Origin of the sequence: Oleiharenicola lentus (assembly GCF_051660365.1) — a bacterium.
GTDB lineage: Bacteria > Verrucomicrobiota > Verrucomicrobiia > Opitutales > Opitutaceae > Lacunisphaera > Lacunisphaera lenta_A.
Genome location: NZ_JBOZXB010000001.1, coordinates 2,656,851 through 2,670,595, shown reverse-complemented (window position 1 = coordinate 2,670,595; position 13,745 = coordinate 2,656,851). Strand labels below are relative to the sequence as shown.

At 60.5% G+C, this 13,745-nt stretch carries 9 protein-coding genes; 1 reads left to right on the top strand and 8 read right to left on the bottom strand.

Annotated elements, in window-relative coordinates; translation table 11 throughout:
• Nucleotides 1-34 precede the first annotated feature (34 nt).
• From ACRRQW_RS10150 to ACRRQW_RS10135, 4 genes are all read right to left on the bottom strand, one after another.
• Nucleotides 35-1,738, bottom strand: coding sequence for a gamma-glutamyltransferase family protein (locus ACRRQW_RS10150; RefSeq protein ID WP_438481235.1), 1,704 nt, complete (start codon nt 1,736-1,738; stop codon nt 35-37).
• 136 nt (nt 1,739-1,874) lie between these two features.
• The gene (locus ACRRQW_RS10145) at nt 1,875-3,122 is read right to left on the bottom strand and encodes a dicarboxylate/amino acid:cation symporter (protein ID WP_438481234.1); all 1,248 of its coding nucleotides are present in this window, start codon (nt 3,120-3,122) and stop codon (nt 1,875-1,877) included.
• 208 nt (nt 3,123-3,330) lie between these two features.
• Nucleotides 3,331-6,528, bottom strand: coding sequence for a TonB-dependent receptor domain-containing protein (locus tag ACRRQW_RS10140; protein ID WP_438481233.1), 3,198 nt, complete (start codon nt 6,526-6,528; stop codon nt 3,331-3,333).
• A 26-nt stretch (nt 6,529-6,554) separates the two neighbouring features.
• On the bottom strand, nt 6,555-7,436 hold the full coding sequence (locus ACRRQW_RS10135) for an alpha/beta hydrolase (RefSeq protein WP_438481232.1): 882 nt from the start codon (nt 7,434-7,436) through the stop codon (nt 6,555-6,557).
• A gap of 178 nt (nt 7,437-7,614) precedes the next feature.
• Here ACRRQW_RS10135 and ACRRQW_RS10130 point away from each other — a divergent pair, with 178 nt between their 5' ends.
• Nucleotides 7,615-8,271 carry a response regulator gene (locus ACRRQW_RS10130; protein WP_438481231.1) on the top strand — a complete coding sequence of 219 codons (657 nt, stop codon included), beginning with the start codon at nt 7,615-7,617 and terminating at the stop codon, nt 8,269-8,271.
• 78 nt (nt 8,272-8,349) lie between these two features.
• Here ACRRQW_RS10130 and ACRRQW_RS10125 read toward each other — a convergent pair whose 3' ends face one another.
• The 4 genes from ACRRQW_RS10125 to ACRRQW_RS10110 form a co-directional block, all read right to left on the bottom strand.
• A complete protein-coding gene (locus ACRRQW_RS10125) occupies nt 8,350-10,356 on the bottom strand; it encodes a tetratricopeptide repeat-containing sensor histidine kinase (RefSeq protein ID WP_438481230.1) in 2,007 nt (668 codons plus the stop codon).
• A 185-nt stretch (nt 10,357-10,541) separates the two neighbouring features.
• Nucleotides 10,542-11,021, bottom strand: a complete 480-nt coding sequence (locus tag ACRRQW_RS10120) for a hypothetical protein (protein ID WP_438481229.1) — start codon at nt 11,019-11,021, stop codon at nt 10,542-10,544.
• 290 nt (nt 11,022-11,311) lie between these two features.
• Nucleotides 11,312-12,451: a metallophosphoesterase gene (locus ACRRQW_RS10115; RefSeq protein ID WP_438481228.1), complete on the bottom strand. Its 1,140-nt coding sequence runs from the start codon at nt 12,449-12,451 to the stop codon at nt 11,312-11,314.
• Between the two features lie 9 nt (nt 12,452-12,460).
• Complete coding sequence (locus ACRRQW_RS10110) at nt 12,461-13,735, bottom strand: serine/threonine protein phosphatase (RefSeq protein ID WP_438481226.1); 1,275 nt, start codon at nt 13,733-13,735, stop codon at nt 12,461-12,463.
• Between the last annotated feature and the right edge of the window lie 10 nt (nt 13,736-13,745).

Genomic DNA, 13,745 nt, shown 5'->3' with positions numbered 1-13,745 from the left:
GGTCAGGCTCCGCTCAATTGACACTTATTAAGTGTCAATTGTCGTAACCCACTGCCGCGTTCGTGCGCCGTGGGTCGGCGTAGCCGGTATAAGTGCCGTCGGCGTTGATTTCGACTACGTTGATGCCACCGAAATAACGTCCCGTGCCGGGTGCTTCGGGCTGCGACACCTTCCATCCGAGTTTGGTCAGCGCAGCGACCTCACTCGCGGGCAGCGATTTTTCAGCTTCGATCGTTTCCACTTCCGTCCGCCAGTTGCGTTCGAAATGGAAACGCGTGTCACCGATCGCTTCTGTGAAAGGACGATCAAAAGCCAGCCGGTCGAGCAGCGCCTGCAACAACGCCGTCGGAATGCGACCCGCGCCGGGAATGCCGATGGCGAAGACTGGTTTCCCATTTTTGAAGGCAATCGTGGGCGCAATCGTGCTGCGTGGACGTTTGCCGGGAGCAACGTAGTTCACGCCTTTCGGATCGGTCACGGCAAAATTGCTCATGGAATCGTTGAGCACCACGCCCGTGCCCGGCGCGACGACGCCGGCGCCGAAATGCAGACTCTGCGATTGGGTGGCGCAGACGATGTTGCCTTGCGCATCGACGACCGCGAAATGCGTGGTCGCCGCCGCGTAGTTTTCCGACCACCCGCTGTCATCGAACCACGCCACTTTCTGCGCGCCTTTTTCAGCACCGAACGCGGCTTGGCGGATCTCCGCGATGGAGTCTGGCGCGACGAGCTTCTCAAAATTAAACGCAGCGTCCGGCACGTCGGCGATAGCGCGCTGCACTTTGGGCTGCACCACGCGCCACACGCGGCCGATCTTGTCCAGATTTTCAGCCGAACGCAGCGGGCCGGTGAACGTTTCCGCTTCGAGCGCTTTTAGAATGGTGAGGAAAAGCGGCGCTCCATTGGTCGGTGGCGGACTCGCCAGCAGACGGTAACCGCGAAACTCGATCTGCAGCGGCTCCACGATGCGCGCTTCGTAGCCCGCGAAATCATCGAGCGTCAGCACCCCGCCGCCCTGCTTGGCGGCTGCGACGATTTTGCCGGCAATCGGACCGCGGTAAAAACCATCGCGGCCTTTTTGCGCGAATAACGTCATCGTCGCGGCAAGCTCAGGATTCGGCAGTTTCGAACCGACCACCGGTAGTTCGCCGTTGGGCAAATAGAGGCGCGCGATCTCGGCGTCGCCGCGGCGGAGTTTCTTTTCCTGCTCGGCAAAAAAGTCGCGCGTCTTTGGAAGAATTTCGAAGCCCTCACGCGCCAGCGCAATTGCGGGCGCGCACGTATCGGCCCATTTTAATTTTCCCCATTTCTGCTGCGCCGTCCACAAGCCGGCAGGCAAGCCGGGCACGGCGACGGACGTGTAACCGTAAGCACGTTGGTCATCGGTCGTCTTGAGGTAGCTCGCCACGTCAAGGGATCCGGCAGCATCCATCGCATCGACCGCGTAAGTTTTACCCGAAGATGCTTCGTAATACATCAGCATCAACTTCCCCCCGAGGCCGGATCCGTAGGGTTCGGCCACGCCGAGCGCGAGCGAGACGGCCACGGCTGCGTCGACGGCGTTGCCACCCGCGCGCAAAATCTCGACGCCCGCCTGCGCGGCCTGCGGGTGGCCGGCGACGACCATGCCGTGTTTGCCGGTCACGGGCGTGACTTTGACCGGAACCGATGCGAAAAGCGTGACGGACGCGAGTGCAGTGAACGCGAGGTAACACGATGGACGGGAAAAGCGGCTCATGACTGATGAGAGAGTATGAAGATTTTTCTTACCACGGATAATACGGATAAAGACGGATTCGACGGATCACTCATCCGTAAAAATCCGCGTGATCCGTGGTTAAAATAAAACGCGCGCTGGCTCTTAACGATTCATTCTACTTCAAGACGAGTTGCGCTTCGGGCACGGAGGCGTCGAAGGATTTGTCCCATTTCGAAACCACGAGTGTCGCGACGCTGTTGCCGATGAAGTTCGTGATCGCGCGCGCTTCCGACATGAAGCGATCGATGCCGAGGATGAGCGCCATGCCTTCGACCGGGATAGTTTTCGTCGCGGCGAGGGTCGCGGCCAGCACGATGAACCCGCTGCCCGTGACGCCCGCGGCCCCTTTCGACGTCACCAGCAAGACCGCGAGCAGACCGATCTGTTGGTAAAGCGAGAGCTGCGTGTCCGTCGCTTGCGCGATGAAAAGCGCGGCCATCGTCAGGTAGATGCACGTGCCATCGAGGTTGAAAGAATAGCCCGAGGGCACGACGACACCGACGACGGATTTTTTGCAGCCCGCCCGCTCCATTTTCGTCATGAGGCCGGGGAGGCCGGCTTCGGACGACGATGTGCCGAGGACGATCAGCAGTTCCTCGCGGATAAATTTGATGATTTTCCAGAGCGAAAAGCCGGAGAATCGCGCGATCGACCCGAGCACGATCACAATAAATAGAAAACAGGTGAGATAAACGCACGCGAGCACCTGCGCGAGGGAGGCGAGCGAACCGAGTCCGTATTTGCCGATTGTGAACGCCATCGCGCCAAACGCGGCAATCGGGGCCAGCTTGGAAACGTAGCTCACCATCGTGAAAAACACTTTCGAGACATCGTGCAGCAGGCTCACGACGGCTTCGCCGCGTGTGCCGAGATGCGCGAGCGCACAACCAAACAGCAAGGCCACCACCAGAACCTGCAACACGTCGCCTTCCACAAACGCGCTGACGAATGTGTTGGGGATGAGATGCAGCAGCCAATCCACCGTGCTGAGGTGCGCCGCGGCTTTGGTGTAGAGCGCCACATCCGCGGCGTCTTTTGCCGTCGTCACGATGTGCAAGCCATCACCGGGACGGATGAGGTTCGCGACGATGAGGCCGATCACGAGCGCGAGGGTCGTCACGATTTCGAAATATAGCAGCGCCTTCGCGCCGACCCGCCCCACCGACTTCAAGTCGCCCATGCCGCCGATGCCGGACACTACGGTGCAGAAAATGATCGGCCCGATGAGCATCTTGATGAGCTTGATAAAGCCATCGCCGAGCGGCTTGAGCGACGCCCCGAAATCGGGTTCGAAATAGCCGAGCAAGACACCTGCTACGATCGCCACGAGGACTTGCACGTAGAGGGAACGGAAAATTTTCATGCGGAGAAAGAAACGCTCAGAGGAGAAATCGACGCGAGGTGGAAGTGGGCTAGGGACTGCTTTTCAGGGCTTAACCAACCCGCATCCTCCGTGCCAAGCGAGCCCACTTGTGCGCATTCAACCAGTTGAATAAAAAATCCGCCCTCAACTGGCCCGCGCACCCGTCCTTGGTTTAAGAAAGGCAGATGCACGGGCCGAAATCGCGGGGTTAGAGTTTTTTCGTGAGTTGCACCGACCAGGAAAGGCCGCGCGCCATCAGGTTGTAGATCGCCGGATCATACCCGCGGGAATCGCTCGAGAGCGGCGGTTCTTTGTCGAAGAGGTTCACGACGCCGAGGCGAATCGTGGTGTCGTTGGTCCATTTGTTCTTCGAGCGGATGCGGTAGGAAACATTGGCGTTGTAGCTAATCGAATCCTGCACGCGATAACGGTAAACCGTGCTGCCGTTCGTGAACACCGGCACGATGTAGTCGGGATTGCCGAGCCCTTCAGTGATCGACTGCGTGGTCGTGGCGCCGGCGTCGCTGTAGTCACCGATGTAGAACGCCGAGATGCCCGCGCCCCACGCCTTGCGACGCCACGTGAGCGACGCCGTGCCACGCCACTTCGGAGTCGCCCCGCCGACATTGGCGGAGTTGCCCCACAACAACTCGGTGCGAGCCGCGCCGGCGGAGTTGTAAGCATGGAAATCGATCAACTTCGTCCACACCGTATTGAACGTGAAATTACCGATCGGCAGTTTCGGGAATTTATAGGTCAGGTCGAAATCCATGCCGTTCACGAATTCCGACGAGCGATTGAAATAGGTCGTGCGCAGGATGTCGATCGCACCGACCACCGCGCGCTGATTGCCCGGGGTGCGCGTGGAATTGTAGAGCGCAAACGCATCGCGATCCGCCTGCGTCACCGCAAGACGAACAACTGAACCGTCGCCCGCGTAATTCGCGGTGCCGGAACCGAGGTCGATGCTGCCGATGGCCTGGCCGGCGGCGAGCGCGGCTTGGGTGGCAGCGTTGAGCGCCTGCGTGTCGTCGGCGATGGAGCCGGACGCGGCGATCACGTTACTCTGGGCAATTTCCCAATAATCCACGCCGACCGAGAGGCCTTTGACTTTTGGCACTTCGATGACGATGCCGGCCGATTTGCCCTTCGATTCTTCCGGCTGCAGGCTCGGGTTACCCGAGGCGACGCTGCGGCGATTCGACGGGCCGTCCGTCGGCAAACCCGTGACTGCGCTGCGATACGTGTCGGTGCTGCCGGTGACAGTGCGAATGAGCGTGCCGGTGAAAAGTTGCGCGAGGTTGGGCGCGTGGAAACCTTCGTTGTAAGACGCGCGCACCATCGCCCACGGCAGCGGCCGCCAGTTGACGCCGAACTTCGGTTTGGTCGTGTTGCCGAAATCCGAATAATTTTCGTAACGCGCCGACGCAGACACTTCGAGCGTGTGCACGAGCGGGAGTTTGAACTGGTTGCCCACCAGCGGCAGCACGAGTTCGGCATACGCCGCGGTCACGTGGCGCGTGCCGTGCGTGTCAGAGTTGGGCGAGAAGCCGAGGAAATCGTTGGTCGACGGATCGAGGCCGGAACCGACGGGATTCAAACCCGCAAAGGCCGGGCGCATGTCGTCGTAAGCTTCGTAACGGAACTCGCCGCCGAACGCCGCGCCGATGGAGTTGCCGCCCCAGATCGGAAGCAATTCGCCGGAGGCGCGCACATCGCCGCTGCTGAGCTTGGTGATGCCTTCGCGCACGAATTGGGAGCGGAAGGTCGATTGCACGCTCTCGGGATTCACGTAATCGCCGGTGACGGCGAGCGTGCCGTTTTGCACGGCGAAGGTGCGGGTGAACGGATTGAACGCGAGCGCCGGGTCGGTTTGGTTGATCGCGGCGATGAGCTTGCTCTTGCGGCTCGGGCCTTCCTCGTCGTCGCTGACTTTCGCTTGCGAATAGAGCGCGGCGGTTTCCCACGACCAGGTGTCGAACAGTTTGCCGCGCGCGCCCGCGACGCCGCGATACACGGTGTTGGTGACGGTCGCGGTGCGATCCATGAGATCGCTGAGGCGCTTGTTGGTGATCGAGACGGCGGACGGCGTGCCTGTGAGGCGCGGCGTGCCATCAGCGTTTGGCGCGCCGGTCGGCGACCAGAAACGTGTGCCGAAGGGATTCCAGGGATTCGTCGCCGGCACGATGATGAAGCCGTCCGTGCTTTGCGTGATGCCGTCGGGTTCGCGGTAAGTGAGCGAGTCCGCGCGATATACGCTCAGGTCGGTGAACAGCGTCACTTTGGGGGTCAGGTCGTATTCGCCGCTCGTGAAAATCGTGGTGCGCTGCGATTGCGGCTGGATGACGCGATAATCGTTGTTGTTCCAATAGTAGTCATGCGTCGCGCCCGTGCGGCTCGGCGTGGCGGTGAGAAACTGCACGCCGCCCGCGCCGTTCGGTGCGAGAAAAAAGACGCCCGAGGTGGCCGCGAGCGTGGCTGGCACGCCAGTCGGGCGCGCGCCCGTGAAACCCGTCACGTTGCCAAATGCGTCAGTCGCCGTGATCGAACCAAGGAGATAGTTGCCGAACTGCGTCGTGGCGGAACGAAGATTGAAGGTGGTGTTCGTGGACACATTCCACGGCTCCGGGGCGCGGTAGCTGTTATCCGCCTCGGCCGAAAACGAACGGTCGCGCGCATACATCGCGGCGCGGTCGAAATAATCCGCCGTGAACATCACACGGCCTTTGCCCTCGGCGAAGTCGAAGCCGTGCGTGAGCGTCGCACGGTATTCCTGGCCGTCGCCATAGCGCGTTTCGCCGAAGCGCAATTGCAACTCCGTGCCGCGAAAATCGCGGTTCGTGATGTAATTGATCACGCCCGCAACGGCGTCGGTGCCGTAGATCGAGGATGCGCCGTCGCGCAACACGTCGATGCGCTCAAGGCCGCGATTGGGGAGTTGGTTCACGTTCGTCGAAAGCGTGGGCACGCCGGCTTCGGATTGGCTGATCGGATGCGGCGCGAGCCGGCGACCATTGAGCAACACGAGCGTGTTGCTCGACGGAATGCCGCGGAGGGAAATCGTGGCGTTGTCACCGCGCGCGGTGGCGCCGAGCGTGGCGGTTTCGTTGCCGGGCATGCCGGTGACTTGCGGCAACGCGGCGAGCAAATCTGACGCCTGCGAGGCGTCGCGCGCTTCCATCGCATCGCGATCGATCACGGTTACGGGGAGTGTTTTTTCCTGGTCGAGACGCTTGATGTTCGTGCCGGTCACGACGAAGCGATCCAGCTTCACGGTGTCCTCTTCGGACTCGGGAGTGACCGCGGGAGCGGGCGCTTGTTGCGCGGTAAGCGTGGAAGCGAGCAAGGCGCTGGTCAATGCGAGCGTGGCAACGAGGCGGCGGAAGGTTTGGTCAGGGTAGCTCATGGGGTCGGAGGGGTTGGCACTAAAAATTATTCGGGGAACAGCGCGCGCGTGGCAAAGGGCGCCATGTCTTTATTGGAATGCGCGACACCGGGCGCGTATGCAATCGTCCAGCCAAACGGAATGTGTTCGTCGGCCGCGAATTTTTTGGCGTGGGCGAAAAAATACACGCCGCGCGCGAAACGATACGTGCCTTGCACGTCGGCTTCCGGTGTGCGGCGCAGCGATGGATGTTTCGGGTCAGTATCCGCCGTGCCGAGCAGCACGACCACCGGACGCGCGAGCAGCGTGCGCAACGCGAGCGCGTCGACGACCGTGCCTTTCAAGCCGTAGGGAAATTCAGTGTTAAGATCGGGCAACGTATACCAACCGGCGTTGGCCGCGACCGCCCGCGAGTAACGCGCCTGCGGCATAAAATAGAGAAAACGCTGCACGAATTGCGCACCGGCCGAGTGCCCGAAAATCAAGTAAGTGCTGCTCACGTTGCCCATCCGCTTCCGCACGGCGTCGAAGATCGGCTCAATCATCGTAAACGCCCACTGGGCGCGCGGAATGGCTTTGCCGGCGGCGTCGACGGTGTTGCCGTAAATGTAGCCTTCCTCGCCGGGAAACTGCGCAGCCGAAAACTCCGGCACGACGAGCAGGAATTTTTTCTCGCGGGCCGACTCGATCCACTCGTTGAGATAATCTTCACCGTTACGGCGCACGCCGTGCATCACGAACACGATGGGCGATTTCGCCGTGGCGCCGGGTGGCTGAAAATACCAGACCTTCACCTGCTTGCCGGCCTGATCGAACAGGAAGCTGTCACGCGGAGGGGTGGCCGCAGTTTTTTCCTCAGCCGCGCGGGCCGGAAACAGGGCGATAACAAGGACGGACAAGGCGAACGGGAACAACCGTGCGAGTTTCATACAAAAAATGAGAGGAGGGGTTGCGCGTTGCTCGAGCAAACGCGCCAAGGGGAACGGTTACCTTAACCGAAGTCGCTCGCGCCGCCTAGTGGGACGCGCCGCCGCCGCGATGGCGTAGAACTACGTAATGCACGCCAGCCTTGCAGTGTGGTAAGACATATCTGTGCTGAACGCCGTCATGCCCCCGTCTGCCCCGACCTCCGCGCTGAAATTTGTCCTGGTGGACGACACGGCGACTTTTCGCGAACTCTTGAAGGAGGCGCTGCAACGCCGTTTTCAACCTCACTCGCTGCTCGATTTTGGCAAAGGCGCCGACGCGCTTGCGTCGTGTCTGCGCGAGCCGCCGGACTTGCTCATCGCCGATCTTTACCTGCGCGACATGGATGGACGCGACATCGTGCGAAAACTCCGCGAACGCGGCCACGCGACCAAAGTCGTGATGCTCACCGCGCATCCCGAAGCGCAATTGCCCGCCGAACTCGTGGCGCTCGGCGTGGCCGGCTTCGTCGATAAAAATTCCCCGCTCGATCAAATCGACCGCGCCGTGCAATGCGTGCTCGAAGGCGGCATGTTTTTCTCGGCCACGGTGCCGCCGCCCGTGCCCTCGATGGACAGCGAACCCACCCTGCCCCGCGTCGGCGCCGATGCGCTTTCGGAACGCGAACGCGAAGTCATCCGCCTCGTCGCGCGCGGTCTCGTTTCCAAGGAGGTCGGCAGCCAACTCGGCTTGAGCACGCGCACCGTCGAAAAACACCGCGCCCGCATCCTCGCCAAACTCGGCCTGCACGACGTGCCCACGCTCGTGCGTTGGTGTTTGCGGAATGGGTTGGGTTGAAATCAAACGGTAGGGCCTGACCTCCGGGCAGGCCGAGTGTTTGCGAATACTTTTGCGGCCCGCCCCGGAGGTCGGGCCCTACCCGATCTCTATGACCACCGCCGCCGGCAACAACACGCGGAACACCGCGCCACTGCCGGGCTGCGATTGGACTTCGAGGCGGCCACCTTGCAACGTGAGCAACTCTCGCGCGATAAAAAGTCCGAGACCGGTTGAGTCTTCACCTTCACCCGTCGGTTTTGCCGACAAGCGCTGAAACGGCGCAAATATTTTCGCGAAATCCGCCGGCCCAAGTCCCGGGCCGCTGTCGCGCACTTCGACAAACACCCAGCCCGACGCTTCACCAGGCACCACGGAAATCACACCGCCGGGCGGAGTGAACTTCAGCGCGTTGCCGATGAGATTATCGAACACCTGCCGCAGACGCTCCGCATCCGCCTGCACTTTAGGCAACGCCACCGCCGACTCGGCCAGCGTCAGCGTTTGTTTTTTTGCGGCAGCGACCGGTTGCAAGGTCTCGACGGCCAACCGTGCGACGTCGGGCAGATTCATCTCCGCGGGATGCAGCTGCAAATTACCATCCTCGATCGCCGATGCATCGAGAAAATCGCGCACGAGGCTGCGCATCCGCTCGGTGTCCGCTTGGATGCCCGCCGCGAGCCGGCGCACTACCACTGCCTCGTGCGGCGAACGCCCGATCAGCTCGGCCGTGGCATTCAGAGCCGACAGCGGAACCTTCAGATCGTGCGACGCCATTTGCAGCAGGCGTGATTTCAAGCGCTCCGCCGCTTCGGCCTGCACGCGCGCGCGCTCGGTGGCCGCGAGCGTTTTGCGGTCGGCCCGCTGGCGCACCAGTTGCACCACAATCACCGCGCCCAATAAAATCACGCCGCCAATCAATCCCGCCGCGAGCGCCCAGTTTTGTGAGCGACGACGCTGCAATTCCGCCGTTTGCAGTTCCTGATCGCGTTTGAGCAGCGTGATTTCCAGTTCGCGCTGTTCCTCGCGATAACGCGCGCGCAGTTCATCCATGCGCCGGCGGTCTTCCTCGCGGCGCGTTTGCTCAGTCACGGCCGCAAGTTGGCGCTGGCTTTCGAGCGCCGCCGCGAGGTCTTTGCGCGCTTCGTGCGTGAGCGCCAGTTCTTGCTGGATGTCGGCGACGACCTCAGCGCTTTCGAGCGTCTTTGCAATTTGCAGCGCGGTTTGCAGGTGCGTGAGCGCCTCGTCGGTGCGGCCCGCGTGCCGCAACACCATGCCGAGACGACGATGCGTGTTGGCGATGTAGCGCCGGTATTTCAGCGCCTCGAACGTCGTGAGCGCGCGTTGCAGATAATCGAGCGCCTTCGGATAATCGCGATTCGCGTCGGCGACGAGACCGAGATTCGTGAGCGATTCGGCAATCGCGCGGTGGTTGCCGTAGCCTTCGCGGATCTTGAGCGCCTCTTCGTGCAACGCCGTCGCGCGTTCGTATTTTCCTTCAGTGAGATAACAATTACCGAGACTGTTGAGGAGGCTGGCACGCATACGGTCGTCGCTGGCCTTCGCCGCGAGTTCGAGGCCGAGATTCAGGTGGTGAAACGCATCCTCCATCCGCCCGTAGCGATAGTAGGTTAACCCCAAGCCGCCGTGCGTGCGCGCCAGCAGCGAGGCGTCGTCCCAACGCTGCGCGAGTTTCAATTCCTCCAAATGATTCTCCAGCGACGCCGGATAATCGCTCAGATTCCAATACAGGCGTCCGAGCAGATAGAGAAAATCCACTTGCAGCCGCACATCGCCGAGTGCGCGGGCGCGCGTGAGGCCGTCGCGCGCGCCTTTCAAACCGTCCGCGTAGTCACCGCGCCGGCGCTGGAGATTAACCACGGTGACCAGCGCTTTGAGCGCGTCGGGTTCGTTCGTGGCTTTCGCGAGAATCTGGCGGGCATTTTCCCACGTTTCCTCACCGTCGGGCAAATCGCTGTCGCTCGCCGTCGAAAGCGGCGGACCCGGATCGCGCGCAGGGCGTGGCGGGTTGGATTGCGTCCAGCCGGTAGTCGCAAAAAACCCGAGCGCGACCAAAATTAGGGGAAAGCCGAAGCGGCGGTGCACGCCCGCAAACCGGCAGAGAGCGCGGCGTCTTTCAATCCTATAGCGCGGTGCAACTGTCGCGTGCCGAATCAGCATGAGGGATTGACCGATTTCCGAGCGGCCCGGAGAACATCGCGGATGTAGTCGGCCCGCCCGGAGGTCGGGCCCTACCGTTTCACGTATCCGTCCGCAACGGATGAACCCGTTTACGTGCTCGGTGCGAACTGCTGTTCCCACGCGCTCATCATTTCGTCCCAGCCTTGGGGGGCTTCGCCTTGTTGGTCGAAAATTAAACGCTGAGCGCCACGCAAACGCACTTGGTTTCCCGTGCGCTCGAAATCGTGCGACGACAATTCGCGCGTCCGCAGTCCCCACAGCAGGAGCGTGGTCAGCAACCAGCGTCCGTCGGACGTGCGCTCGAGGCGCAGCACATAGCGATCATGCAGCAAACTCACTACCCACGGCATCACCGTGGAAATCAAAATCAACCCCGCGGGCAGCAGCCACCACAGTTTTTCGCCAAACGGTTCGTGCCAGATTTCCAACGGCGCGCGCGCGATCAGCCACAGCGTGATCGGCACCGGAGAAAAGCCCGCGAGGATCGCCAGACGCAGACGCGGCTCCCGCGGCGACACGTAGAATGTCACCGGACTAAACGGGCTGCGTGATTCCTCCAAAGCGGGCATGGCACACTTTAGCGGAACGCAGGATTTCCTCCAATACGCGGACTTACGTAGCCGCCGGCGAAATCTCCGACCCTATAAACATGAAAGGCGCCCCTTGAAGGAGCGCCTTGCATGACCTAACACCAAGCAAACCGTAAGAACTACTAACAATGCCGTTCACTACACGTCATTGTCGTTACGCTAAGAAAGACGCGGGCTTTTCGAAAACGTTGAATCTTTTTTGAAAAAAGATCGAAATTATCTAAGTCGTTACAAATAAACAGGAAGCGATTTATTGCACCAACCCGGACTCATTTAAATTCCATCGTGAATTCGTTGCGCGCGTCTTTTTTCCACGCAAATGGCTGCGTGGTCGGCGAAGCGCCGAAGAGCGGCGAGAACGTCCGCACTTTCACGGTTTTGTTGTCGGGGAAAAATTCGAGGATGCGCAGCCACCCGTCGCCGCCGTTGCCGGAGCGATGGCCGCCGCCCATGGTTTGCGCGTCGAACAGGACTTGATGCACGGCTTTGCCGGCGATGTTGGTGTCGACGCGGTAGCCTTCACCGGACACGTGGCCGGACAAAGTCAGTTCGATGTTCGCGGAAGGCTGCACGAGTTTTTCCCACAACTGCTTTCCCGTGTTGGCGGTCGGGAGCGCAATCTTGGAGGATTTTTGGATCACGTTGTTGATGTTGTAAGGCTCCCAATAGAGCCAGTTCATCTGCTCCCCCTTGATGTGCTGATCCTTGTCGTTGAGGTAAGCGTGCGTGATGAAGACGACGCGGTGATTTTTATACTGCTCCAGCGCGGCAATTTTTTTCGCCCACTCGACGATGGTGTCGCGCGGCGCAAATTCCACGGTCAGAAACAGGTAATCGCGGCCGTTCAGATTTTTTAATTCGTAAGCGGAATTTTCCAGCGTCGGCTGCCACTGCTCGTTGCGGTTGTTTTGAACCAGTGCTTTTTGATTCAGGTGGTTGCGCTCGGTAGTGATGTAGTCGGAAAAGTGCGACGTGCGCACGCCCTGCGCGTTGATGCTGTAATCGTGATTTCCGGTCGCGGCGACGTAAGGCACTTTGCCGTCGAGCCGGGCGAGTGCGCGCGACACGGATTGCCACTGCTGCATCGTGGTCTGGTTGCCGTCGTAGTCGTTGATGATTTTTTCGTCGTTCTGCACGAGGTCACCGACGATCACGACCATCTTGATGTTCAGCGGGTCGATGTTCTCTTCGATCCACGCGGTCATCAGGTCGAGGATAGGCTGATTGCGGATCCACTTCACGTAGTTCTGCGTGTCGGGCACCATGATGAGCGACCACGAACCCGCTTGCTCCAACACTGGTTTCTGGAACGACGATACTGGCTCGGGAGCTTCGTCGTCAGGAGCAGCCACGCCAAGTAACAGCGTGCCGACGAACGCGAGGAAGAGATTGCGGAGGAGTTTTTTCATAAAAAGAGATCAGTTCGAATTCCCACCGAAGCGCTGGCGGAAATCCTTCAGTTCGATCGTGAATTCCTCGCGCTTGAGGTAATCGGCATCGCTCAACTTGGATTGGCCGTCGTGCGTTTTATACCACGCCGCATATTCCTTCAGTTCCGACGCAAATTTTTTGTAGAGCGTGGAATACGTGCGCACGTCGATCCGCGGCACCGGCGCATTCAAATCGAAGTTGAGCAAACGCAACCAGCCGTCGCCCACATCGGCGTCGACGCCGGCGTCTTTCGCGCTTTGTCCGCGGCCCTGATAGTCGGCCATCATTTGATAGACGTCGTGGCCAAAGCGGTTGCGATCCACGCTGAAGCTTTGCCCGCCGACATGGCCGCACAGCACGAGAAAGATCTGGTCGTGCTGGCTGATGAACTCGTCCCACATCATCTGCGGATCGTTGTCTTGAGGATCGAGCACGCTGTTCAGCGGATTGGACTTCAAATTACGTTTCCCATCACGCGCGAGATAGTCGTGCGTGCTGACAATCGTCGGCAGACCGGGAAACTGTTTAACAATGCCCGCCGCCCACTGTAGCGAGGCATCCGGCGCGTGATACTGCAACCCGAGGTGCAGCCACTGACGTCCGCCCGCACTAAACACCTGCGCGCTGTCGCCGCCGCCATCATGGGAACCGACATACCACGACTGGCCTTTGAAAAACTCCGACTCTCCGGAGAACACTGATTGATATCCACTCAGCCCACCGACATGCCGCACGCCGTCAGTTTTCTTGCCGCTATCATCTTTGCGCGGTGGATGCGCCGGATCAGTCCACAACGCATCGTAGTCGTGATTGCCGGGCACGACCGAGAACGGCAACCGACCCTTGAGCAGGCGAAAGCCCAGCACCACCGCCGGAATTTCAAACGCCCGCGTCTGCACTTTCGGCGAACGCGCCACCGTCGAGCCATGCAGGTTGGGCATCCATTTGAAACCGCGCGCTTCATGCGCCGGATCCATCCACTCGGAATAATGCTGCCACAAATCGCCGACGTGCGTGGCGAACACGATCTCGCCGCCGTTGCTCCGCGCATTCGTTGCGATCCAGTTCATCTGTTCGTAATACTGCTCGACCGCGTCGAACGGAAATCCCGCCGCTTTTTGGTGCGTGTAGTCGATGTAGTTTTGCGTGTCGGGAATCATCGCGACGGTGAACTTGCCGCGTTCGCGAGCCGGCCCGCTCGCGAACGCCAAGGTAGCTGTCGCTAACCAACTCAGCGCGAGCAGCAGAGATTTCGTTTTCATCCGAATGCAC

Excerpts from the sequence above, each read along its gene's own strand:
- ACRRQW_RS10140 (WP_438481233.1), bottom strand. The coding sequence starts at position 6,528 with ATGAGCTACCCTGACCAAACCTTCCGCCGCCTCGTTGCCACGCTCGCA.
- ACRRQW_RS10120 (WP_438481229.1), bottom strand. The coding sequence starts at position 11,021 with ATGCCCGCTTTGGAGGAATCACGCAGCCCGTTTAGTCCGGTGACATTC.
- ACRRQW_RS10115 (WP_438481228.1), bottom strand. The coding sequence starts at position 12,451 with ATGAAAAAACTCCTCCGCAATCTCTTCCTCGCGTTCGTCGGCACGCTG.
- ACRRQW_RS10150 (WP_438481235.1), bottom strand. The coding sequence starts at position 1,738 with ATGAGCCGCTTTTCCCGTCCATCGTGTTACCTCGCGTTCACTGCACTC.
- ACRRQW_RS10130 (WP_438481231.1), top strand. The coding sequence starts at position 7,615 with ATGCCCCCGTCTGCCCCGACCTCCGCGCTGAAATTTGTCCTGGTGGAC.
- ACRRQW_RS10110 (WP_438481226.1), bottom strand. The coding sequence starts at position 13,735 with ATGAAAACGAAATCTCTGCTGCTCGCGCTGAGTTGGTTAGCGACAGCT.
- ACRRQW_RS10145 (WP_438481234.1), bottom strand. The coding sequence starts at position 3,122 with ATGAAAATTTTCCGTTCCCTCTACGTGCAAGTCCTCGTGGCGATCGTA.
- ACRRQW_RS10135 (WP_438481232.1), bottom strand. The coding sequence starts at position 7,436 with ATGAAACTCGCACGGTTGTTCCCGTTCGCCTTGTCCGTCCTTGTTATC.